21 protein-coding genes and 1 pseudogene are annotated in these 23,026 nt (G+C 66.5%); 12 read left to right on the forward strand and 10 right to left on the reverse strand.

Annotated elements, in window-relative coordinates:
• Positions 1-25 precede the first annotated feature (25 nt).
• The 3 genes from ACN5W5_RS13145 to ACN5W5_RS13155 are packed head-to-tail and all read right to left on the reverse strand — an operon-like array spanning position 26 to position 2,357.
• Positions 26-274 (reverse strand): lipoyl domain-containing protein, encoded by a 249-nt coding sequence (locus ACN5W5_RS13145; RefSeq protein WP_420048953.1) that lies wholly within the window; start codon positions 272-274, stop codon positions 26-28.
• Positions 274-1,314 (reverse strand): alpha-ketoacid dehydrogenase subunit beta, encoded by a 1,041-nt coding sequence (locus ACN5W5_RS13150; protein ID WP_420048954.1) that lies wholly within the window; start codon positions 1,312-1,314, stop codon positions 274-276. Before ACN5W5_RS13150 ends, ACN5W5_RS13145 begins: the two co-directional genes overlap by 1 nt.
• A 35-nt stretch (positions 1,315-1,349) precedes the next feature.
• Positions 1,350-2,357 carry a thiamine pyrophosphate-dependent dehydrogenase E1 component subunit alpha gene (locus tag ACN5W5_RS13155; protein ID WP_420048955.1) on the reverse strand — a complete coding sequence of 336 codons (1,008 nt, stop codon included), beginning with the start codon at positions 2,355-2,357 and terminating at the stop codon, positions 1,350-1,352.
• 236 nt (positions 2,358-2,593) lie between these two features.
• Between ACN5W5_RS13155 and ftsH the strand changes: the two genes are divergently transcribed.
• Positions 2,594-4,444, forward strand: coding sequence for an ATP-dependent zinc metalloprotease FtsH (ftsH, locus tag ACN5W5_RS13160; protein WP_420048956.1), 1,851 nt, complete (start codon positions 2,594-2,596; stop codon positions 4,442-4,444).
• Positions 4,445-4,487: 43 nt separating this feature from the next.
• On the opposite strand, the pseudogene ACN5W5_RS13165 reads toward ftsH, so the two are convergent.
• Positions 4,488-4,652: pseudogene (locus ACN5W5_RS13165) on the reverse strand (Hsp20/alpha crystallin family protein); the annotation flags it as partial.
• Positions 4,653-4,861: 209 nt separating this feature from the next.
• Between ACN5W5_RS13165 and ACN5W5_RS13170 the strand changes: the two are divergent.
• The 3 genes from ACN5W5_RS13170 (at position 4,862) to ACN5W5_RS13180 (ending at position 7,526) form a co-directional block, all read left to right on the forward strand.
• The gene (locus ACN5W5_RS13170) at positions 4,862-5,122 is read left to right on the forward strand and encodes a DUF2934 domain-containing protein (RefSeq protein WP_420048957.1); all 261 of its coding nucleotides are present in this window, start codon (positions 4,862-4,864) and stop codon (positions 5,120-5,122) included.
• A 120-nt stretch (positions 5,123-5,242) separates the two neighbouring features.
• A complete protein-coding gene (gene groL, locus ACN5W5_RS13175) occupies positions 5,243-6,877 on the forward strand; it encodes a chaperonin GroEL (RefSeq protein ID WP_420048958.1) in 1,635 nt (544 codons plus the stop codon).
• Position 6,878: 1 nt separating this feature from the next.
• Positions 6,879-7,526: a dienelactone hydrolase family protein gene (locus ACN5W5_RS13180; RefSeq protein ID WP_420048959.1), complete on the forward strand. Its 648-nt coding sequence runs from the start codon at positions 6,879-6,881 to the stop codon at positions 7,524-7,526.
• Positions 7,527-7,566: 40 nt separating this feature from the next.
• Here ACN5W5_RS13180 and ACN5W5_RS13185 read toward each other — a convergent pair whose 3' ends face one another.
• From ACN5W5_RS13185 to ACN5W5_RS13200, 4 genes are read right to left on the reverse strand one after another with little or no spacing between them, the layout of a single operon-like run.
• The gene (locus ACN5W5_RS13185; protein ID WP_420048960.1) at positions 7,567-10,521 is read right to left on the reverse strand and encodes a chemotaxis protein CheB; all 2,955 of its coding nucleotides are present in this window, start codon (positions 10,519-10,521) and stop codon (positions 7,567-7,569) included.
• A 46-nt stretch (positions 10,522-10,567) separates the two neighbouring features.
• Entirely contained in the window at positions 10,568-11,254 is a 687-nt protein-coding gene (locus tag ACN5W5_RS13190; RefSeq protein WP_420048961.1) for a response regulator, read from the reverse strand.
• Complete coding sequence (locus tag ACN5W5_RS13195; RefSeq protein WP_420048962.1) at positions 11,251-12,426, reverse strand: histidine kinase; 1,176 nt, start codon at positions 12,424-12,426, stop codon at positions 11,251-11,253. Before ACN5W5_RS13195 ends, ACN5W5_RS13190 begins: the two co-directional genes overlap by 4 nt.
• A gap of 3 nt (positions 12,427-12,429) precedes the next feature.
• A complete protein-coding gene (locus ACN5W5_RS13200; protein ID WP_420048963.1) occupies positions 12,430-13,983 on the reverse strand; it encodes a PAS domain-containing sensor histidine kinase in 1,554 nt (517 codons plus the stop codon).
• 330 nt (positions 13,984-14,313) lie between these two features.
• Between ACN5W5_RS13200 and ACN5W5_RS13205 the strand changes: the two genes are divergently transcribed.
• Together ACN5W5_RS13205 and ACN5W5_RS13210 are read left to right on the forward strand one after the other, a co-directional pair.
• Entirely contained in the window at positions 14,314-14,889 is a 576-nt protein-coding gene (locus ACN5W5_RS13205; protein WP_420048964.1) for a bifunctional pyr operon transcriptional regulator/uracil phosphoribosyltransferase PyrR, read from the forward strand.
• 11 nt (positions 14,890-14,900) lie between these two features.
• Positions 14,901-15,521, forward strand: a complete 621-nt coding sequence (locus ACN5W5_RS13210) for a phosphoribosyltransferase (protein WP_420048965.1) — start codon at positions 14,901-14,903, stop codon at positions 15,519-15,521.
• A 13-nt stretch (positions 15,522-15,534) separates the two neighbouring features.
• On the opposite strand, the gene ACN5W5_RS13215 is transcribed toward ACN5W5_RS13210, so the two are convergent.
• Entirely contained in the window at positions 15,535-16,530 is a 996-nt protein-coding gene (locus ACN5W5_RS13215; RefSeq protein ID WP_420049263.1) for a zinc-dependent alcohol dehydrogenase family protein, read from the reverse strand.
• A gap of 348 nt (positions 16,531-16,878) precedes the next feature.
• On the opposite strand from ACN5W5_RS13215, the gene ACN5W5_RS13220 reads away from it, so the two are divergent.
• The 3 genes from ACN5W5_RS13220 (at position 16,879) to ACN5W5_RS13230 (ending at position 19,594) form a co-directional block, all read left to right on the forward strand.
• Positions 16,879-17,727, forward strand: coding sequence for a Crp/Fnr family transcriptional regulator (locus ACN5W5_RS13220; RefSeq protein ID WP_420048966.1), 849 nt, complete (start codon positions 16,879-16,881; stop codon positions 17,725-17,727).
• A 548-nt stretch (positions 17,728-18,275) separates the two neighbouring features.
• A complete protein-coding gene (locus ACN5W5_RS13225) occupies positions 18,276-18,881 on the forward strand; it encodes a nitroreductase family protein (RefSeq protein ID WP_420048967.1) in 606 nt (201 codons plus the stop codon).
• A 182-nt stretch (positions 18,882-19,063) separates the two neighbouring features.
• Positions 19,064-19,594 (forward strand): CBS domain-containing protein, encoded by a 531-nt coding sequence (locus tag ACN5W5_RS13230; RefSeq protein ID WP_420048968.1) that lies wholly within the window; start codon positions 19,064-19,066, stop codon positions 19,592-19,594.
• A 41-nt stretch (positions 19,595-19,635) separates the two neighbouring features.
• Here the strand turns inward: ACN5W5_RS13230 and ACN5W5_RS13235 are convergent, their stop codons facing one another.
• Complete coding sequence (locus ACN5W5_RS13235; RefSeq protein WP_420048969.1) at positions 19,636-20,064, reverse strand: universal stress protein; 429 nt, start codon at positions 20,062-20,064, stop codon at positions 19,636-19,638.
• A gap of 194 nt (positions 20,065-20,258) precedes the next feature.
• Between ACN5W5_RS13235 and ACN5W5_RS13240 the strand changes: the two genes are divergently transcribed.
• The 3 genes from ACN5W5_RS13240 (at position 20,259) to ACN5W5_RS13250 (ending at position 23,007) form a co-directional block, all read left to right on the forward strand.
• Positions 20,259-20,708: a host attachment protein gene (locus ACN5W5_RS13240; RefSeq protein ID WP_420048970.1), complete on the forward strand. Its 450-nt coding sequence runs from the start codon at positions 20,259-20,261 to the stop codon at positions 20,706-20,708.
• Positions 20,709-20,857: 149 nt separating this feature from the next.
• On the forward strand, positions 20,858-21,148 hold the full coding sequence (locus ACN5W5_RS13245) for a hypothetical protein (RefSeq protein WP_420048971.1): 291 nt from the start codon (positions 20,858-20,860) through the stop codon (positions 21,146-21,148).
• A gap of 71 nt (positions 21,149-21,219) precedes the next feature.
• Positions 21,220-23,007, forward strand: a complete 1,788-nt coding sequence (locus tag ACN5W5_RS13250; protein ID WP_420048972.1) for an ABC transporter transmembrane domain-containing protein — start codon at positions 21,220-21,222, stop codon at positions 23,005-23,007.
• Positions 23,008-23,026: the final 19 nt, after the last annotated feature.

Here is a 23,026-nt window from a genome sequence, read left to right on the forward strand (position 1 = left end):
CAGTCCTGCTCCAGGCCCGTGGTGTCTATGGCAGGCGCTCCAGCGTTGCAATGGGCTGCCCCCGGTGGAAGGTGTGGCCCGCGGTCACCAGGATGTGGGTCACGCGGCCGTTCATGGGCGCTTCGATGTCCTGACTGGTCTTCACCAGCACCACCGTGGCCAGCGGTTGGCACTGGCGCACGGTTTCTCCCTCCTGCACCAGCCAGCGGTCCACCAGGGCCTCGACCGAGACCTCGACCCCTTCCCACGCAGCGTCCGGCAAAGTGATGTTCATCACACCTCCTCCGGCTGGCGCACCGAGGCGGTCATCAACCCGCGCACAGCCGCCACCAGGCTGTCCACCTGCGGGATCACAAAGCGCTCCAGTGGACGGCTGTAGGGGATCGGCACGTTGGGAACGGCCACCCGTTTCACCGGCGCCTTCAGCTGGACGGTATCGAGGTGCTCGGCCACGATGGCGGCGATTTCACCGGTGAGGCCAAAGCCCAGGTAGTCCTCGTCGGCCACCAGCAGGCGCCCGGTCTTGCGCACCGACCGCAGCACCGCCTCGCGGTCCAGCGGCACCAGCGTGCGCAGGTCGATCACCTCCACGCTGATGCGCTCGGCCACCAGTTCCTCCGCCGCCAGCAGCGCCTTCTGCACCATCTGGCTGAGGGTGACGATGGTGACGTCGCTGCCCTCGCGCGCCACACGCGCCTGGCCAAACGGAATGGTGTATGCCGCCTCGGGCACCTCGTTGCTGCTGCCCTCGAAGTACGCCATCCAGGGCAGACCCATGATGCCCTTGTGGTACATGAAGAGCACCGGGTTGTCGTCGCGGATCGCCTGGATCATCAGGCCCTTGGCGTCGTAGGCATTGGACGGCACCACCACCTTCAGGCCCGGCATGTGGGCGAAGGTGGCGTACAGGCATTGCGAGTGCTGCGCCGCGTCGTTGTAGCCGCCACCGATGGCCGTGGTCAGCACCACCGGCAGCTTGATGTGACCACCCGCCATGTAGGTGTTCTTGGCCAGGTGGTTGTAGATCTGGTCCATGCAGACGCCGAAGAAGTCCACGAACATCAGTTCGGCGATCGGCCGCAGACCCGCTGCCGCTGCCCCGGTGGCGGTGCCGATGAAGGCGGTCTCGGAGATCGGGGTGTCCATGATGCGATCCGGACCGAACCGGTCCAGCAGGCCACCGGTGGCACCGAAGATGCCGCCGTACCTGCCGATGTCCTCGCCCATCACGAAGACCGTGTCGTCGCTTTGCATTTCCTGGCCAATGCCCTCCGCGATGGCCTGCGCCATGGTGAGCTTCCGGGTGTTGCTCATGTCGTGCTCCTGGTGGATTTTGGTGGCGGACCGGCTCAGACAAAAACGTCCTGCAAGGCATCCTGCGGCTCGGGGTCGGGGCTGTTGCGCGCGAACTCGAACGCATCGGCCACGCGCCGGCGGGCCAGCGCGACCAGTTTGGCCTCCTCGGCGTCGTTCATGTAGCCCTGCAGCTTCAGATGGCTGGCCATCCGCGGGATCGGATCGTTCTTGCGCAGGTTGGCCACCTCGTCTTTCGGACGGTAGACCTCCGGGTCGCCCTGGAAGTGGCCGAGGTAGCGGTCGGTCTTCACCTCGATCAGGCTGGGGCCTTCACCCCGGCGCGCGCGCAGTACCGCCGGACCGGCGGCCTCATACACCGCCATCGCATCGTTGGTCGCGACCTTGATGCCCGGCATGCCATAGCCCGCGGCACGGTCGGCCACCCATTCGATCGACGTGGCGCTGGACTTGGGCACCGAGATGGCCCACTTGTTGTCCTCGCAGACAAAAATGACCGGCAGTTTCCACAAGGCCGCGAGGTTGAGCGATTCGTGCACCGAACCCTGGTTGGCCGCTCCCTCGCCAAAGAACGCCACCGCCACCCAGTCCTTGCCCAGCTTCTTCGCCGCCAGCGCCGCGCCGCAGGCCGGCGGCAGGCTGGCACCGATGATGCCGCTGCAGCTGAAGCGGTTCACCGGGTCGAACAGGTGCATGTGCCCGCCCTTGCCCTTGCCCAGTCCGGTGGCCTTGCCGAACATCTCGGCCGCCATGCGGCCGAGCGGCACACCCTTGGCGATGGCAAAGTGGTGGGGCCGGTGCGTACCCACCACCGTGTCGGTCTGCTTCAGGTGCGCGCACACGCCCACCGCCACCGGCTCCTGCCCCGCGGCGAGGTGCATCTCGCCCGGTACCGGCCCCGAGCCGATGTCGAACGCCAGCCCTTTCTGGATCTGCGGCGGCAGCTTGCCCTCCAGATAGACCGAGGCCATGGTTTCCTCGAAATGCCGTATCTCCAGCATTTTTTCGTACATCCACAGCTCTGCTTCTTTGCCTGCTTGCATGGGTACCTCCTGGTCGAAAAAACGAACCGGGGTGCAGCCGGTCGCCAGACCGGGCGCACGACAGCGCCATGAGACAGCTTATTGACGAATCGGGTCTGTGCATTGAGTCCGCTCAATCCAGACCGTCGAAAGTCGCACGCATCGACACCCGCCTGGCTACGATGAAGTGGCGGCCCGCCGGCATTGCCAGGCATGGGGCAACACTTCTTTTAGGCACCTGGCAGAAAGGCGATCGGATGCAACCCCATCAAAAGGTCCAGTGGAATCTGGGCTACTGGCTCCTGGCGTTACTGGCCCTGACGTGGGCCCAGTCCGTCTGGCAAACCGCGCGCACCGTGGAAGCCGTGCCCTACAGCGCGTTCGAGCAGGCACTGGCCGATGGCCGCGTGGCCGAAGTGGTCATTGGTGAAACCACGATCACCGGCACCCTGAAGACGAGCGAACCCGACGGCAAGACCACCATCGTCGCCAACCGGGTCGAAGGCGATCTGGTCGAGCGCCTCTCCCGGCACGGGGTGCCCTATCGCCGCGTGGTGGAAAGCACCCTGTTGCGGGACCTGCTGTCCTGGATCGTGCCCGGACTGGTGTTTGTCGGCGTGTGGTTCTTCCTGATCCGCCGCGTGCTCGACCGGCAGGGTGCGGGCGGTTTCATGAGCATTGGCAAGAGCCACGCCAAGGTCTATGTCGAGAAGGACACCGGCGTCACGTTTGCGGACGTGGCCGGTGTCGACGAAGCCAAGGCCGAGCTGCAGGAGATCGTGACCTTCCTGAAAGACCCGCAGGGCAGCGGTCGACTGGGTGCACGGCTCCCGCGGGGCGTGTTGCTGGTGGGGCCGCCGGGCACCGGCAAGACCCTGCTGGCCAAGGCTGTGGCCGGCGAAGCGGGCGTGCCGTTCTTCAGCATCTCGGGCAGCGAGTTCGTCGAAATGTTCGTGGGCGTGGGGGCAGCCCGCGTGCGCGACCTGTTCGAGCAGGCCCGCACCCGGGCCCCCGCCATCATCTTCATCGACGAACTCGATGCGCTGGGCCGCGCGCGCGGAGCGGTCTCACCCATCGGTGGCCACGACGAACGCGAGCAGACCCTGAACCAGTTGCTGGCCGAGCTCGACGGCTTTGACAGTTCGTCGGGCCTCGTGCTGCTGGCCGCCACCAACCGGCCCGAGGTGCTGGACCCGGCCCTGCTGCGCGCCGGCCGCTTCGATCGCCAGGTGCTGGTCGACCGGCCCGACAAGGCCGGCCGGGTTCAGATCCTGAAAGTGCACACCCGAAAAATTCGCCTGTCGCCGCAAGTGGACATGGAGCAAGTGGCCCAGCTCACCACCGGTTTCTCGGGGGCCGACCTCGCGAACCTGTGCAACGAAGCAGCACTCGCCGCCACGCGGCGCGGCGCGCCCGACATCGCCCTGGAAGACTTCACCACCGCCGTCGAACGCATCGTGGCCGGGCTGGAGAAAAAGAACCGCGTGCTCAACCCGCGCGAACGCGAAGTGGTGGCGTTCCACGAGATGGGGCATGCGCTGGTCGCCATGGCACTGCCCGGGAGCGACACCGTGCACAAGGTGTCCATCATCCCGCGCGGCATCGGCGCTCTCGGCTACACCATCCAGCGCCCCACCGAAGACCGCTTCCTCATGTCCAAGACAGAGCTGGAACACAAGATCACCGTGTTGCTCGGCGGCCGTGCGGCGGAGATGCTGGTGTTTGACCAGTTGTCCACCGGGGCCGCTGACGATCTGGTCAAGGCGACCAACATCGCACACGACATGGCCACGCGCTACGGCATGGTCGAGACGCTGGGCTACGTGGCCCACGAGCCCCAGCGCCCCGCCTTTCTGGATGTGCCCGGTCTGGTGCAAAACGGCTGGCAGCCGGGGCCAGAGACCCGACAATGCATCGATGAAGCGGTGCGAAGCACCGTGATGCAGGCCTTCGAACAGGCCACCCACCTGCTGCAGGACCGGCGTGAGGTGCTGGAGCGTTGCGCCCGTGCGCTGCTGACGCAGGAAACGCTCGATGCAGACGCACTGCGCGCGTTGACCAGTCCGCCCGGCGCCAGACAGCCAGCCCCCGGAGGTCAGGCCAGTTGAGTTCGGACCGGTGGGTGGTCGCGCCCGCTTGCGGCCCCGGTTCTCACGAAATGGTGAGTCGCCTGGAAGTGGCGGTGGCCTTCTTGGGCAAGGTCAGTTCGAGCACACCGTTTTCGTACTTGGCCTTGGATTTTGTCTGGTCCACCGGCTGGTCCAGCCAGAGGCTGCAGCTGGCATAACCGTACTGCCGTCCCACGCGGATCACGCGGTCGTCTTTTGAGTGCGCTCAACACAAGCGACCGGGGCACCCACGTCCCTCGCAGGTGTAGCTGCCGCACATCGGTCGGTGGCGTCCCAGGCGCTGCCGCGTTGAGCAGGCTCAATCAGCCTCTGAACACAGCGCACTAACTTCGTCCGGTGCAACGCGGCCACTCTGACGCGCTGCACCTTCCGCAATCCTTCAACTGGAGATCAGAAATGGGACGACAACTTGTAGGCACAAAATCCTCAGCCCGCACGCCCAAGACCATGGAGATGCCATCGGCGCCGGAGGTGAACGAACCGACCACGGTGAGTCCGTCGGCTGCACCCTTTGACCGCGAACAGGCGATCCGCGAGGCCGCCTACGCGTGCTTCGAAGCACGCGGTTGCGAGCCTGGGCATGAGCTTGACGATTGGCTGAGGGCCGAGGCCTTGGTGCAACAGGCAGGCGGCGGCGCCGAACCGATGACCCATTGATCGCCTCGGGCCAGTCGCGCCGGCGTTGCGCACGCTCAATCCGCGGACGCTTCCCAGTGAAAAAATACCCCGAGTGCTGTCACACGCAAACACCAACAGGGGCCGAAGGAGGACTTCCGCATGACCGCCAAACAGCTGCTCTTTCGCGAGGAAGCACGCGACAAGATCCGCCGCGGTGTCGATGCGCTGGCCGAGGCCGTGAAGGTCACGCTCGGCCCGCGCGGGCGCACCGTGATCCTGGACCGCGACTACGGTCCGCCGCAGATCGTCAACTCCGGCGTGCTGGTGGCCAAGTCGGTGGAGCTGGAGAACCGGTTCGAGAACATGGGCGCGCAGCTGCTGCGCGAGGTGGCCTCGCGCACCAGCGAAATGGCGGGCGACGGCACCACCACCGCCACCGTGCTCGCGCACGCCATGATCCAGCAAGGGCTGCGCTACCTGGCCGGCGGCATGAACCCGATGGACCTCAAGCGCGGCATGGAGGAGGCCATTGAAGCGGTGGTGGCCGAACTTCACCGCATGGCACGGCCCTGCGCCAGCTCGCAGGAGATTGCGCATGTGGCCTCGATCTCGGCCAACAACGACCGCTCCATCGGCGAACTGCTGGCGCGCGCCATCGACAGCGTGGGCCGCGAGGGCGCGATTTCCATCGAAGACGGTTCGGGTCTGAGCAGCGAGCTGGAGGTGGTGGAAGGGATGCAGTTCGACCGGGGGTTTCTCTCGCCGTACTTCATCAACAACCCCGAGCGCCAGAGCGCAACGCTGGAAAACGCCGCCATCCTGCTGTACGACAAGCGCCTGTCGTCGCTGAAAGACCTGCTGCCCTTGCTGGAAGAAGTGGTCAAGAGCGGCCAGCCCCTGCTGGTGGTGGCCGAAGACATCGACAGCGAGGCGCTGGCCACGCTGGTGATCAACAACATGCGCGGCACGCTCAAGGCCTGCGCGGTGAAGGCGCCGGGCTTTGGCGACCGGCGCAAGGCGATGCTGCAGGACATGGCCGTGCTCACCGGCGGCACCGTGATCAGCGACGAACTGGGCCTGACGCTGGCCAAGGCCCAACTCGCCGATCTGGGGCGCGCCAAACGAGTGGACGTGGGCAAGGACGACACCACGGTGATCGGCGGTGCCGGCACCACGCAGGCGATCCAGGAGCGCGTGGCCAGCATCCGCAAGGAGCGCGAGGCCGCCACCAGCGACTACGACAAGGAGAAGCTGGATGAGCGCATCGCCAAGCTCTCGGGTGGCGTGGCGCTGATCAAGGTCGGCGCGGCCACCGAGACCGAGCTGAAGGAACGCAAGATCCGCGTCGAGGACGCGCTGCACGCCACGCGTGCGGCCATCGAAGAAGGCATCGTGCCCGGTGGCGGCGTGGCGCTGCTGCGCGCGCGGCGCGTGCTGGCGGACCTGCACGGCACCTCGCTCGACCACGACTCGGGCATCCGCCTCATTGCGCAGGCGCTGGAGGAACCGCTGCGCTGCATCACCCGCAACGCGGGCGACGAACCCTCGGTGGTGCTGCAGCGCATTGACGATTCGAGCGAGCCCGCCTACGGCTACAACGCGGCCACGCGCATCTATGGTGACCTGCTGCAGATGGGCGTGATGGACCCGGCCAAGGTCACCCGTCTGGCCCTGCAGAACGCGGGCTCCATCGCCAGCCTGATGCTGACCACCGACTGCATGATCGCCAACGCGCCGGCGCCCAAGGCTCAGCAGGACATGGGCATGCCCGGGGCCACCATGCCGGATCTCTGACATGACCATGTTCAACGAGGCCGTGGTTCTCCAGGAGTCCTCGCTGCAGGGCGATCTGGCGGTTCCGGCGCGGGCTCGGGGCCTGGTTCTGTTCGCGCACGGCAGCGGCAGCAGCCGCCTGAGCGAGCGCAACCGCTGGGTGGCCCGCGCACTGCAACGGCAGGGGCTGGCCACCCTGCTGTTCGACCTGCTGACACCGATCGAAGCGCTGGACCGGCGCCATGTGTTCGACATAACGCTGCTGGGCCAGCGCGTGCAAGAGGCCACGCGGTGGGCCAGGCAACGCGTGGACACCGCGGGCTTGCCGGTGTGCCTCTTCGGCGCCAGCACGGGTGCGGCGGCGGCGCTGGTGGCCGCGGCAGATCGGCCCCAGGGCATCGCCGCGGTGGTCTCCCGCGGTGGGCGCCCGGATCTCGCCCCGGGCCACCTGCACCGGGTACAGGCCCCGACGCTGCTGATCGTGGGCGGCGACGACGAGGACGTGCTGGAACTCAACCGCTGGGCACTGGGTCAGCTGCGCTGCACCAAACGCCTGGAAGTGGTACCAGGGGCCACCCACCTGTTCGAAGAGCCCGGCGCGCTGGAGAGCGTGGCTGCGCTCGCCGCCGAGTGGTTCCTGACTCATCTGCCGGCGCAGGCCGGCGTCTGAGATCCGCGCCGGACCTGCCGCGAGGCCTGCGCAGCGAGGTCTAAAGCACCTGGATGCTCAGCAGCACCAGATCGGTTTGGCCGCCCTTCTCGGACACCCGGCGCAGGGAGATTTTGAGACGCTGTTGCCCCAGTGCCGGGAACACATGCACCAGTTCGAGGGCCTTGAACGTGCGCTCGGGTGAATTCATCGCTTCGAGCCATTCGCGCATGGTGTCAAAGTCCCACTGCCCGGCGCCAGTTGCGTAGAGGCTGTGGCCCACATCGCCCGTCGGATCGCCGCCGAAATGGCTCCAGTAGGCGCGGTTGGCGGTCACGATGTGCAACTGCCGGTCCAGCACCACCAGCGGTTCGCGCACCGTGTCCACGACGGCTTCGGCCAAATCCCGCGCGCGACGCGCGGCGATGGCCTGCACCCGCTCGGTCACGTCGTTGAAGGTGAGCACCACACCGTCGATCACGTTGTCCATGGTGCGGTAGGGCTGTGTGCGGGCCAGGTACCACGTGTTTCCGGCCTGCACCTCACGCTCGATGGGGGTCAGGGTGTCCAGCACGCTGCGCGCGTCCGCGAGCAGGTCCACGTCCTTGAGCTCGCTGCGGATGTCGGCCAGCGGGCGGCCCAGGTCGGTGGCCACCAGGCGGTACACGCTGGTGGCGTCGTGCGTGAAGCGGCGGATCATCAGATCGCGATCGAGGAAGATCGCGCCCACGCTGATGTTGTCCAGCAGGTTCTTCATGTCGTCCTGCATGCTGGTCAGCTGCTCGACCTTGCTGTGCAACTCGGAGTTCACCGTGACCAGCTCTTCGTTCACCGACTGCAGTTCTTCCTTGGAGGTCTCCAGCTCTTCGTTGGTGGACTGCAGCTCCTCGTTGGTGCTTTGCAGCTCCTCGTTGGTGCTCTGCAGTTCTTCGTTGGAGGCCTGCTGTTCCTCGACCATCGCGCCCATGCTCTGCTTGCTCAGCACCAGTTCGCGTTCGAGTTCCTCGATGCGCAGGGCTTCGGCCGACAGGCCCGATTTGCTCTTGCGTCCGCCTCGGCGGGCCACCGGCCGTTCGATGTCGCGAAAGCTCACCAGCAGCAGCTTGTGGCCCTGGCCGGACCCTGGCAACACGCGCACGCTCAGGCCCACCGGCTGGGTCTGGTCGGGGCTGTGCACGGCGATCTCGCGGTCCAGCGTCGGCAGGCCATCGGCCAGCGCCTGGCGCATGGCCTCGCGCAGTTCCAGCGCCAGGCCTTCGCGCGCCATGTCGAGAATGTTGTTCGACGGCTGGCCCGGCGCCAGGCGCAGGTATTTGCCCGTTTCACCGTGCACATAGAGGATGTCGCCGTTGAGTTCGGTGAGCACCGAAGCCGGCGCGAAGGCCTGCAACAGCGCGCGCCGCGCCAGCTCGGTCACCGAGGTCTCGCGCAGCAGCCTGGGGCCCGCGGCACCGGGCTCGGACGGGGTGCCCTCGGGGGTCCAGGCGATGCGGCTGTTGAGCAGCGCCCGACGCGAGGCCAGGGTGGACTTGGCGCGGTAGATGTTGAATTTGCGCTCAACCGTTTCAAACAGGTCCTGGTGGCTGCCGATGCTTTCCGAGGGCGACAGGCACAACACGCCGCCGGGCTTGAGCGCGTAGTGAAAGATCGGCATCAGCCGGTCCTGCAGCTCGGGCTCCAGGTAGATCAGCAGGTTGCGGCATGAAAGCACGTCGAGACGGGTGAACGGCGGGTCCTTGATCACGCTTTGCAGCGCAAAGATCACCATCTCGCGGATTTCCTTGCGCACGCGGTAGCCCTTGTCTTCCTTCAGGAAAAAACGGCGCAGGCGCTCGGGCGACACGTCCTCGGCGATGTTGGGCGGGTACAGGCCGGCGCGACCGATGGCAATGGCATCGGCGTCGATGTCGGTGCTGTAGATCTGCACGGGCAGATCGAGGTGCTGCTCGTCCGCCAGCTCACGCAGCAGCATCGCCAGCGAATAGGCCTCTTCCCCGGTGGCACAACCGGCCACCCAGATGCGCAGCGGGTCGCCCACCGCCCGATCCGCCAGCAGACCGGGCAGCACACTGGCCTTCAGATACCCGAAGATCTCGGGATCGCGAAAGAAGCTGGTGACGTTGATCAGCAGCTCGTGGAACAGCGCCTGCACCTCACCCGGGTGCTCGGCGAGGTAGCGCTCGTAGGCCGGGATGTCCGCCAGCCCGTGCTGGACCATGCGCCGCGCGATGCGGCGGCCCAGCGTGCTCTTCTTGTACAGGGAAAAATCGTGGCCGGTGGCCGAGCGCAGGCGCATCAGCACACGCGTCAGGCGCTTGTCGGCCGCAGCGGCGCCCTGGTTCTGCAGCATGAGGCGGCGCAGCCGCGCGTCGGCCTCCAGCGCCTTGGGCATGTCTTCCACCGCCAGCACCTGGGTGGCAAAGCCCGCCTGGATGGCGCTGGCGGGCATGCCGTCGTATTTGGCGGTGGCCGGGTTCTGCACGAGGCAAAGGCCACCGGCGCCGTGGATCGCCCGCAGGCCCAGGGTGCCATCGGTGCCGGTGCCAGACAAAACGATGCCGACCGCGTACTCGCCCTGGTCTTCGGCCAGCGAGCGGAAGCAGCGATCAATGGCCATCTGCCCCCCACCGCGCAAGCGCGACGACACGCTCAGGCACAGCGCGCCGCGCGCGATCACCATGTCGTGGTTGGGTGGAATCACATACACACGGTTGGGCTCGATCGGCATCTGCTGGACCGCCTCGACCACCGGCATGGCCGTGCTGCGCTGGAGGATTTCCGAGAGGATGCTGGTGTGCGTGGGGTCCAGGTGTTGCACCAGCACAAAGCCCATGCCGCTGTCAGCTGGCATGGCGCGGAAAAACTGCTCGAAAGCCTCCAGCCCGCCGGCTGAAGCGCCGATCGCCACCACCGGAAAGGGACTGAATGCCGGGTGGGCAACCCCGCTGGCGTCCCGAGTTGCCCTTTGATGGGTGTCGCCGGATGGGCTGGCGGTCGTATTCTTGTGGTTCGTCATCGCACCTCTCAAAACCATCGGATGCCCCAGGCTGGCGCCTGGGGTCTCAATTGTCGTCGACAGAGGGATCGATGAGGTCGCTGCCCACCCGGTGTTCCAGCCCAAAACGGATCAGGGCCGCGGTGCTGTCCAGCTTGAGTTTTTCCTGGATGCGCTTTTTGTGCGTGCTGATGGTCTTGATCGACAGGTGCAGCGCGTCGGCAATGTCCACCGGGCGCTGCCCGTTCACGATGCGCTGCAGGATGTCAAGTTCCCGGTTGGTGAGCATCTGGAGGTCGGGCACCGGAGTCTGGCCGTTGAGCTGCTGCACCACCCGCTCGGCCAGCTGCGCCGAGAGGAACACCCCGCCCGAAGCCACCTTGCGCACGGCGGCCACCAGTTCGGTGGCCGCGGTGTCCTTGGTCACAAAACCATTGGCACCGGCCTGCAGCGCGCGGATGGCGTACTGCTCTTCGCTGTGCATCGTGAGCACCAGCACCGCCACCGACGGAAACTCGCTCTTGATGCGGCGCGTCAGCTCCAGCCCGCTCATGCCCGGCATGGACAGGTCGACGATGGCCAGGTCAAAGGACTGGCGGCGCAGGCATTCGATCGCCTGGAAGCCCGTGCCGGCCTCGGTGATGCTCCACTGGTTGGCCTGCGGATCGATCAGCCGCTTGAGGCCTTCGCGCACCACCGTGTGGTCGTCGACCAGCAGCAGGCTGAGCCCGGGATTCGTCGCCAGTTCGTTCATGGGGTTTCTCCGTGTACAGCGTCGTCGGTACCCTGGCCATCCGCCAAGGGCATGACCAGTTCAAGATGGATCCAGCCCAGGGGATCGCGCGGCAGGTCGATCGTCAGGCGGCCGCCCAGCGTGCGCGCCCGGTGCTCCAGGATGCGGGCGGCGTCCGGGTCCAGCGACGGGGTGCTGGGGGTGGTCTGGCGTTGACCACGGGAACGCAGCACCAGCACAAAACGGCCGGGTGTGCTGTGGGTTCCGACGTGCAGTTCGGTGCTGCCGGCATTGAGCACCAGCAGTGCCATGGCCTGCTGGACGAAGCGGTAGAGCGCCAGCCGGGTCTGCTCGCCCATGCCAAGAGGGGCGGTCTCAAGCGACAGCGTGAACGACAACTTCGCGCGGCGGGCGGTGTCGTGCACGAGCCATTCGATGGCGGCTGACAGCCCCAGATCGTTGAGCATGGGCGGCCGGAGGTCCTGCGTGATGCGGCGCACGGTGGACACCGCATCGTCGAGCAATGCCATCAGGGTGCCGAGGCGCTCGCGGTAGACCGCGCTTTCGTCGCCGGGCGACAGGATCGCCAGTTCCATCTTGAGCGCGCTCAACCGCTGCCCCAGATCTTCGTGCAGCGCCAGCGCCACCCGATGACGTTCCAGCTCGCGCGCATCCATGTCCTGGGCCGCGACACGTTGATCAATGTCGGCACGGACCCGCTCGGTAACATCGGTGAGCGTGACCCACAGCATGGGTGCCTGGCCCGGCATGGCCATCTGCTGGCAGTCGATCTGTCCGTGCCAGGCATCCTGACTTCCCGCTCGCAGCAACGCCAGCTCGATGCGGTGCGGCCCCTCTTCCCCCAGCACCTGGCGGGTGAACAGGTGCCAGCCATCGCCGTCGGCGGGTGCCACAAAGCGCGAAAACCTGCAGCCCTTCAGCGCTGTGCGACGCTCTCCCAGCAGAGTCGCGCCGGTCAGGTTGCACTCCTGGATGACGCCATCGCGGTCGAGCGTGAAATAGCCCACCGGTGCGAAGTCGAACAGGTCGAGGTAGCGATCGCGAGCGGCCGCCAGATCGGACTGCGTGCGCCGCAATTCTTCGTTCTGCGACTCCAGCTCGATCTGGTGGACATGCAGTTCATGGGCCAGTTTGTCGGCGAGCCCGTCCGGGGAGTGGCGCTGGGAGGGCATGGCTCAAGGTATGGGGTCTGAAGAGTGGGAGGCGACGGTATCCAGCAGCGGCAGGTTGGCTGCGATCTCCAGCGGGTACCCGACGCCATCCGAGTCGGACAGCGGCAGCTTCACGGCCATGTACGCGCCGCCACCGGGCAGGTTGCCCAGGCGCAATTCTCCGCCGAGCATGAGCACGCGCTCGCGGATGCCGATCAGGCCAAATGATTTTCCAGGGCCCCGCTGCAGCTTGTCGGAAAACCCGGTGCCGTTGTCTTCGACACGCAGCTCGATGGACGGGCCGGTGTGCACCATCGAAATCTCCACGCGGGTAGCGCGCGCGTGGCGCACGACGTTGGTCAAGGCCTCCTGCACGATGCGGTAGAGCGCCGTCAGCACCCGCTGCGGCATGGGCTCGGGCAGCGGGTCGCAGCGCAGTGCCACCCGCAACCCGGACCGCCGTTCGTATTCCAGGGCCAGCCACTCGATGGCCGCGTTCAGGCCCAGGTCGTCCAGCATCAAGGGTCGCAGATCCATGGAAATCCGCCGCGTGGCGGCCATCGTGTCGTCAACCATCTGGATCATGGATTGGGTGCGCGCCGAAGGGAAACCGGGCGCGTCCATGCCCTCCGGCGCCGACAACTCCAGCTTCAGGGCCGTGAGCCGCTGACCCAGCTCGTCGTGCAGTTCGCGGGCAATGCGCCGCTGCTCCTCTTCCCGCGCGTCCACCAGGCTTGCGGCCAGGTCTCGCAGGGTGCGCCGCGACGCCATCAGCGCCCGCCGTTCCTGCGATTGCTTCGTGATGTCGGAGAGCACCATCTGCACCAGGGTGCGCGAGTGATCCGGCAGTGCAGCGACGACCATCTCGACATCGCGGGACGAGCCATCACGGCGGGCGATCTTCCCGTGCATGGGCAGCACCTCTTCCTCCGAGTCCAGCGCGTGGGCCACCATTTCGCGCACCTGCTCGTGGGTTGTGGGGTGCAGCAGCGTATAGATCGACTGCCCGGTCAGGCTTTCGCGCTGTGCCACGCCGAACAGCCGGGCACAGGCGCTGTTGGCATAGACCACCGCCTCGCCTTCGGTGATCCAGATCGCCACGGGCAACAAGTCAAACAGCGTGCGCATCCGGCGATTGAGATGGTCGACCTGGGCCGCGAGCTTCTGTTCGTTGCTCACATCGCGCAGCATCGCCGTGAAGTAGCGATGGCCGCCCAACTTGCTGGAGGCTTCCACCTGGCAGATCGCGGCCTCCAGCGGGAACTCGGAGCCATCCGCGCGCAAGCCCCTCAGTTGCCCCCGCTCGCTCATCGGACGTTCAACGACCCCAGAGGCCATGAATTTCTGCACATGCGCCGTGTGCAGTTCGCGCAGGGCACCCGGAATCAGGACCGACAGGTCCTGCCCCAGCAGCTGCGCCACCGGCCGGCCAAACATGCGCTGAGCAGCCGGATTGATCATCACGATGTGCATCGCCTCGTCAATGGTCACGATGCCCTCCTGTGCCGCATGGATCACACCAGACTGGACAGCAGCATCCATCGCCGTGTGCTCTGTTGACGAGTGGGGGTTGTACATGCCTGCGCCTCCTTCGGATTTTTTCATCATAGTGGGACCTCTCATTTTCGGGGGCGCTGATCTGCTGCTGGATTGATCAAAGTCATTGCACGCCAAGGACCTGAGAAGGCCCCCGGTCGGCGTTTCAGAATACTCCTACGCAGTATCGGAAAAATTCCCCTACCCATGCCGAGGTTTCCGGGTTCATCTGAATGCCGAGTCCGATAGCCGGTTGGTGTGGTTTGTCTCATGCTGAGCATTGACTTCCCCTGCCAGCAAGACACCCGAGGAGTTCCCGATGAACTGCACAGATCCAGCGGTGGCCGCCAAGGCCGTGCCGCGGACACGCCCATGAACGCACCTCGAGGCTCCCGAACCTGCCTCTACGACAGCGCCCGTCTGGACGCGGTGATGGACCGCATGGCACAGCAGGCGGCCGGGCTGCTGCACGGCCACGGCCCGGTGGCGGTGGTGGGCGTGCTGCGCCGGGGCGCGCCGCTGGCCGACCGCCTGACCCAGCGCATGGTGCAGCGCCATGGCCTGGCCCCTCCGCTGCGGCTGGACCTGTCGGTCAAGCGCTACGCCGACGACCTCACGCTGCTGTTCCCCGACACGCAGTTGGGCGAAGAGCCGCACCACGCCGCGCTCGATCTGCGCGACCACACCCTGCTCGTGGTGGACGATGTGCTCTACACCGGACACTCCGCGCTGAAGGTGGTGGACTGGCTCACCCGCAAACGCCCTGCGGCCGTGCTCCTCGCGGTGCTGGCCGACCGCTGCGTGACCACGTTGCCGATGCGCGCCGACGTGGTAGGGCTGCGGCTGGAAGTCGCACCCACCGACATCGTCGAATGCCATGTGCCCCCCTACGAGCTGGACTTCAGCGTCCAGCTGCTGCAGCCGGCGCCCGCGGGCCGGACCACCTGAAAGGACCCACCATGTTCCAGGACCGCGAAGACGCTGCCCGCCAGCTGGCGACCCGCCTGGGTGCCTACCGGGGCCGGAAACCGCTGGTGCTCGCTATTCCCCGTGGCGCGGTGCCCATGGGCAAGACCCTGGCCGGTCTGCTCCAGGGCGACTTCGACGTGGTGCTGGTGCGCAAGCTGCACGCGCCGTACCAGCCCGAACTGGCCATCGGCGCCATCGACGAAAGCGGCTGGAGCACCATCGCGCCCTACGCGGCCGAGGTTGGCGCGGACCCGCACTACATCGCCGAGGAAAAGCGCCAGCAGCTCCGGGCGCTTGATGCACGCCGTGCGATGTATTCGCCGCTGCGCACCCCCATCGACCCGGCCGGGCGCGTGGTGATCGTGGTGGACGACGGCCTGGCCACCGGCGCGACCATGATCGCCGCGCTGCACAGCGTGCGCCAGCGCCACCCGAAGCGGCTGGTCTGCGCCGTGCCCGTGTCGTCGATCGAAGCACTGGAGAAGGTCGAGCCCCTGGCCGACGAGGTGGTCTGCCTGCACGCCCCCGAAGACTTCCAGGCCGTCGGCCAGTTCTACCGCGACTTTCCGCAGGTGGAGGACGACGAGGTGATCGCGCAGCTCCGGGCCTGAACCGCCTGCGCATTCAGACAGGCACGTCCATGCGCAGCACGGCCGCGCCCTGGAAAGCGCCGCGGCGCAACTGGTCCAGCGCCTCGTTGGCCTGCTCCAGTGCAAACACGTGCACCTCGGTCTGCAGCGGCGCCTGCCGCACCAGTTCAAAAAATTCGTCGCCATCGCGGCGTGTCAGGTTGGCCACCGAGCGCAGCGAGCGCTCGCCCCAGAGCCAGGCGTAGGGAAACGAAGGGATGTCGCTCATGTGGATGCCCGCGCACACCACGCAACCGCCCCGGTCCACGTGCCGCAGCGCGGCCGGCACCAGCGCGCCCGCGGGAGCAAAGATCAGGGCCGCGTCCAGCGGTTCGGGGGGTGTTTCATCCGAACCACCGGCCCAGGCCGCGCCCAGGCTGCGCGCAAACGCCTGGCTCTCGGCGTCGCCCGGGCGCGTGAGGGCGAAAACCTCGCGGCCCTGGCGCCGCGCCACCTGCGTGATCAGGTGCGCCGCCGCGCCGAAGCCGTACACCCCGAGCCGCTGCGGATCGCCCGCCATGCGCAGCGCGCGGTAGCCGATCAGCCCCGCACACAGCAAGGGTGCCAGGTGCTCGGGCGCGGGTTCTTCAGGCAGCGCGAAGCAGTAGCGCGCATCGGCCACGGTGTACTGCGCGTAGCCACCGGGAATCTGGTAGCCGGTGAAGCGCGCCTGTTCGCACAGGTTTTCCCGCCCGGCGCGGCAGAACCGGCAGCGGCCACAGGTCCAGCCCAGCCAGGGCACGCCCACGCGCTGTCCGGCCTGCCAGCCCTGCACCCCGGTCCCCAGCGCCACCACCCGGCCCACGATCTCGTGGCCGGGAATCATGGGCAGCACCGGGTCGGGCAGCTCGCCGTCCACCAGATGCAGGTCGGTGCGGCACACGCCGCAGGCTTCCACCGCGATCAGGACCTGCCCGGCGCCGGCTTCCGGCACCGCGCGGTGCACCAGGCGCAGGCGGGTACCGGGCCGCTCCAGCAGCATGGCGCGCATGGTATTGCTCATCTTGTGGCCCTTTCGTCGGCATGTGCTGGAGGGGACCATGGGTGTGTTGCAGCGGCAGCCCTGGTCAACACAACGCCGCCCGGTGCCCGCGAAACCCCTGCAGTCTCGAGCCCGATTCTCGTGACTTCCGGATGCAAAAGGTCGGACGCGACGAGATCGTCGTTGATGCCAAAGGCTGTCATTCGGAATACTCCTACCCCGTACAGGTAAATTTCCTTTGCCAATAGCTCTTTTTCCGAACTTATCTGAACGCCCAGTCTGATAGCCGGCAGGCGTGGTTTGTCACATGCTAAAAGCCTCGGACAACGCCAAGAAGTCCCATTCAGGAGCCACCCGATGAACTGCCCGGACCCGATCCAGATTGCCGACCAGCGTACTCCGCATCACCCGACACCCACGAAGTCTGCTGGGACCAGCATCGCCGATTTGCTGCAAATGTCCGGCGTTCCTGTCTCCCCTTCGGACACCGCAGCGCGCATACCGGTGACCCTTCGCACGGTGCACGCTGGCGATAGCCTTGTTCACGAGGGTGCACCGGCCGACGCCATCTTCTTCGTCTGTGCAGGCACTTTCAAGGTCTTCCGAACCGACAAGGACGGCTATGAGCAGGTGCTGGCTTTTGCCATCCGCAGCGAGGTTCTGGGATTTGACGCGCTTTGCATGGCCACGTACCCCGTGGCCATTTCTGCTCTGGAGGAGTCTGCCGTCTACGTGATTCCGAGGTGCGACATACCGCACCTGTGCGAGGCGCTTCCGGCCTTTGGCCTGATGCTGCAGAGCGCTGGAAGCCTCACCCTGGCGCGCAGTCGCGAACTCGTGGACATCATGGCGGCGGTCGCGTCCGAGGTGCGGCTGGCGCGCTTCCTGATCCAGCATTCCCGACGCATGGCGGACTGCGGCCAGTCGCCGCGCCGCTTTCTCCTGCGGATGGGGCGGCGCGAGATATCCAGCCTGCTGGGGGTGGCGCACGAAACTGTCAGTCGCAGCTTCACCACCCTCTCTTCACTGGGTCTGCTCCAAGTGTGCGCTCGCGAGGTCGAGATCCTGGACATGGACGGCCTCGGCGCCTTCGCTCGCAGCACGCGGCGGCAACTGGATGCGCCCGCGCCCGCGCGCGTTCGAACACCGGCTCATCGCCTGCCCGCGCAGGGCAGGCTCGGGCACGCTTTCAGTCTCGCGGCTTGAGGCCGCCCACATCCGGCCATGACAGCGCTTTCAGGCCGGATCGAGTCGCGCATGGAGGCCTCACGTTTCCACTGGCGCTGGAACGGCCAGGAGGACGGGCGAACAGGCTGGGGCGCAGGTGCGCATCAAACGGCACAAACCGAGTCCCCTGAATGGACTGGCCCTTGGGCGGATCGGCCACCTGGGGGATGCCTACGTGCGCGGAGATCTGGACATCGAGGTCTGCCGGGGTGACGGCAACCGAGCGGCGCGGAAAACCAGCGCCTGGATTGAGCATGCTCAATGGCCCCGGACTCCGGTCGCAGCACACTGCAACGGCCGATCGGAGAATGTGATGCAAGTCCGTTGACGAACGGTCAGGTGAGGTTTCCCTTCAGAGGGAAAGGTCGTGGTGTCTCCGACACCACGAGGGGTGAAGGCACCCTCAGACCGGCAGGGCGGTCACACGCGATGCCGGGGACCTTCACAGAGCCCGCCACCCGTCAGGGTTGGCGGGCCTTCTTTTTTTGGTGTTGGGTCGCCAAACCACGCTTGGACAAGGACTCGAAATGACCGACATTGCCATCGATTTCGAAACCGACACTTTCCCGCTCCCGCCCCCGGTGCTGCCGGAACAGGCAACGCTGGTCGATGCGTTGCGTCAGCGAACGAGCAGCCGCAGCTTTTCCAGAAGCCCGTTGTCGGCCGAGCAGATTTCGGCCCTGCTCTGGGCCGCCTTCGGCATCAACCGGCCTTCCAGTCAGGGCCGCACTGCGCCATCGGCACACAACTGGCAGGAGATGGATATCTACGCGGTTCTGGCGCAAGGCAGCTTCCGCTACGACGCCCTTTGCCATCGCCTGAATCTGGTGAAGGCCGAAGACCTGCGAGCGATCACCGGCACGCAAGACTTCGTGGGCAGCGCGCCTCTGACCCTGGTCTATGTGGCCGACTTCGAGAAGACGACGCCGGCCTCGCCGGAAGATCGCCATTTCCTGGTGGGCGCGGACGCGGGGTGCATTGCCCAGAACGTGTACCTCTACTGCGCCAGCGCGGGTCTGGCGACGGTGGTCCGCGGTCTGGTAGACCGCCGGCTGCTGGCGACCCGGCTGGGCCTGAAACCCACGCAACGCATCGCACTGGCGCAAAGTGTGGGCCTGCCGGCCCTTCAATGACCCCCTGTACCGCCCGCTTCCCGAAGTCAACCCGGAGAACGCCATCCGTGAACCACGGAATGCCGCAGACAGCCGACTCGGCCAGCACCAACAGTTGATTGAACGCAATGACTCAACCGCAGAAAGGAGCACGATGAAGCATTCGGTCACGCCGCACCTGACGACTCGCCAAGGAGGGCACCATGCAAGTCAGCGCCATCTGCAACCGGGATATTGTCACCATCGACGCCCAGTGTTCGCTCATGGAGGCCGCGCGAATGATGCGCGACCACCATGTGGGAGCGCTGGTCGTTACCTGTAGCGATGCCAGGGGCGAACAGGTGTGCGGCATCCTGACCGACCGCGATCTGGTTGTTGACGCACTGGCCCGCATGCCGCTGGAGCTGGATATGGAAGTGGGTGATCTGGCCCATGTGGACCTCACGGTGATTGCCGAAAATGCCAGCCTGAACGAGGCGGTTGTCGCCATGCAGGACAGTGGCGTGCGCCGCCTTCTGGTGACCGATGGTGCGCATCACCTGAGTGGCATCGTTTCGATGGACGATGTCATCGATGCCTGTGCGGAACTGGTCGACGGAATGGCAAAGATCATCCGCAACGGCATGGACCGCGAACTCGCGAAGCACACACCGAAGGCCGATTCGGACAAAGCGCCCAGCCTGCCGGGTGCGCCGGAAATCAGCCTGGGGCATTGGACCCGCGTGGTGGTGTGATCGCACCAGGTGCCGGTCCTGGCAACGGCTTCACGGCGGCCCTACTTCACCAGCAGGACCGGCCTCTTGGCGAGATGGACCACCCGCTGTGCAACCGAGCCCATGAACAGGCCTCCGATGGCGCCCATGCCACGGGTACCCATCACGATCTGGTCCACGCCGAGCTCTTCGGCCGCCCGCACGATCTCGGTGGCTTCCGCCCCACTGGGGTCCCGCGTGGCACTGACGGTCAGGCCACTGGCACGGGCCAGTGCAGCGGCTTCCTGAAGCACCCGGGCCTGCTGGGTGAGCACCGCGGCTTCCAGTTCCTGCAGCGCATCGGGTGGCAGTTCAGCGTAATAGATCGGGTCGCTCCTCACGTTCACGAGGATCACCTCCAGCTGTGCTGAAGCACGCGCCAAAGCTGCAACAGCCTCGATGGCGTTCTTCGCGTGCACGGAACCGTCCACTGCGATCAGAAATTTCAGCATGATGAGCCCTTGTTTAAATGCAGCTCGAAGAATCCACCGCCACAGCCGGGGGACGAGCATGCACGCATTCTGGGCAACCCGTCGGCGCTGCGATTGAGCCTGCTCAACGCTGGACGTCACAAGCCGCCTAGAGTGGTGCCTTTGGGGTCTGGCCCTGTCTAGCCGCCTGACCCGACCAACGCCCTGGAGCCAACATGACGAAACAATGGATTCTGGTTGCCAACAGTTCCATCGCCCGCATCTTTGTCAGAAACTCGCGCAGCGAACCGCTGGGGGTGGTGGAAACCATCCCCCACCCGGAAGGTCGACTCCTGCGCAGCGAACTGACGCGTGATCGGCCGGGCCATGAGCGCAGCGACACCAGCACGGCAGCTGCCCGCTTCGAGCCGCACACCGATCCGAAGCGCAAGTCCCAGCACCAGTTCGCACACGAGATCGCCACCCGGCTCGACGAAGGCCTGTCAACAGGCCAGTTCGAAAAGCTGTGGTTGTTTGTTTCCAGTCCGCTGCTGGGCGAACTGAAGGCGGCTCTCAGCCGCCCCGTGGACCAACGGGTCGAGGTGGCCCAGGACATCGATTTCTCGGCACTCGACGTGGGGGAGATCGAAAAGCGGATTCAGGGGATTTCGCGGCCAGCATTCTGAATGCCGGCCAGCATGTCACCCCAGGGCCGGGCACGCTGGAGCATCCCGCTGCAAGCGACCCATGCAGGCATGGCTGTGGGCGCTGAATCCCCACCAACCGACGAATGGATCAGCAAGCTTTCGGAAACCGGGATATGCTGCACTGCAACATGACCGCTTCCACCGCGCCCATCCAGCTCAGTCTCGAGGATCTTCTCGGCGACCTGCAACACGCTCGCCGCAGTGGCGACATGAGCCGCCTGGCCTTGCTGGCCTACTGTGAAGTGCGGCGCTGGGCCCGCCAGGCGGGGGAGCAGGCGCTGGCCGAACGATCCACCAGACTGATCACCCAAAGCCCGCTGGCCAGCCGTGCGGCCTTCATGGCGCAGGTGGACGAGCTGATCACAGAGCTGGAGCAAGCACACGCACGCGTCGTGAACCAGCAGGCCGCGCTGCACTGAGCGCACCTCCCGCTTTGCGCACGACCATCGCGCACCGACGCCTGCGTTGAAAACCCGGCACACTCATCGCCATGAGTGCACCCTCCCCCGCCGAACGTCCCCGATCCACCACCCCCACCGCGCTCGGCGGCCTGCGGCCGTTCATGCGGCCGTACCGGCTGCAGATCGGGTTGGCGATCCTTTTCCTGATCGGCGCCGCGGCCGCCACGCTGCTGTTTCCGGTGGCGCTGCGCCACCTGATCGATGGGGGTCTGGTGTCGGGAGACCGAGGCACGCAGGCGGTGGCGCTGCGAGGACATTTTTTGCAGCTGTTCGGCGTGGCTGTCGCCCTGGGCCTGTTTTCAGCCGCTCGTTTCTACCTGGTGAGCTGGCTGGGCGAGCGCATCACGGCGAACCTGCGCAACGCGGTCTACAGCCACGTGCTGCGCCAGAGCCCGCAGTTTTTTGAGACCACACAAACCGGCGAGGTGCTGAGCCGCCTGACGACCGACACGACACTGGTGCAAACGGTCGTCGGCTCCTCACTCTCCATGGGCCTGCGCAACGCCTTCATGGGTGTGGGCGCGGTGGTGATGCTGGTGTGGACCAATCCCTATGTGATGTTGCAGGTGTCGCTGATCATCGTGCTGGTGGTGCTGCCGAGCATGTGGTTCGGCCGGCGCGTGCGCAAGCTCTCGCGCGCCAGCCAGGACCGCGTGGCCGACTCCAGCGCGATCGCGGCCGAGGTGCTCAACGCGATCCCCATCGTGCAGAGCTACACGGCGGAAGACCGCGAGGCGCAGCGCTTCTCCGACTCGACCGAGCAGGCCTTCGGCACCGCGGTCAAGCGCAGCCGCGCGCGCGCCGGGCTGGTGGCCTTCATCATCATCAGCACCGCGGCCCTGCTGCTGTGGGGCCTGTACCAGGGCACGCAGGCCGTCATCGCCGGCGAGATCACCGCGGGTCATCTCGGGCAGACCGTGGTCTACATCATCATCCTGGCCGGTGCTGTGGCCGTGCTGGGCGAGGTGTACGGCGACCTGCTGCGCGCCGCGGGCGCAAGCGAGCGTCTGATGGAATTGCTGAGCCTGGAGTCCCCGGTGCAGTCGCCTGCGCGGCCCTTGGCGGCTGCCACTCCGCAGGGCGGCAGCGCACTGCGGTTTGAGGACATCACCTTTCACTACCCGTCGCGCCCGGCGCAGGCGGCGCTCGCCGGTTTTTCACTCGACGTGAAGCCTGGCCAGACGGTGGCCCTGGTGGGTCCGAGCGGTGCGGGCAAGAGCACGGTGTTCGGCCTGCTGCTGCGTTACTACGACCCGGCCTCGGGTGTGATCGCGCTGGATGGCGTGCCGATCCACCAGCTGAGCCTGCACGAGTTGCGCTCGCGCATCGGCATCGTGCCGCAGGACCCGGTGATCTTTTCCAGCAGTGCACTGGAGAACATCCGCTACGGCAAGCCCGGAGCCTCAGACGATGAAGTGCGCGCTGCGGCCCATGCGGCCTTTGCCGACGAGTTCATCACCCAGTTGCCCGAGGGCTACAACACCTTCCTCGGTGAGCGCGGCGTGCGGCTCTCGGGCGGGCAGCGCCAGCGCATCGCGATCGCGCGCGCCATGCTGAAGAACCCACCGCTGCTGTTGCTGGACGAAGCCACCAGCGCGCTCGACGCCCAGAGCGAGCGCATGGTGCAGGCCGCGCTGGAGTCGGCCATGAAAGACCGCACCACGCTGGTCATCGCCCACCGCCTGGCCACCGTGCAGCAGGCCGACCACATCGTGGTACTCGACCATGGGCGGCTGGTGGAACAGGGCACGCACGCGCAGCTCGTGGCGCGGGGCGGCGTGTACGCGGGGCTGGCGGCGCTGCAGTTCAACGCTTGAGCCTCGTGAAGGGGTCCGG

Origin of the sequence: Hydrogenophaga sp. ZJX-1 (assembly GCF_048590325.1) — a bacterium.
Lineage (GTDB): Bacteria > Pseudomonadota > Gammaproteobacteria > Burkholderiales > Burkholderiaceae_C > Hydrogenophaga.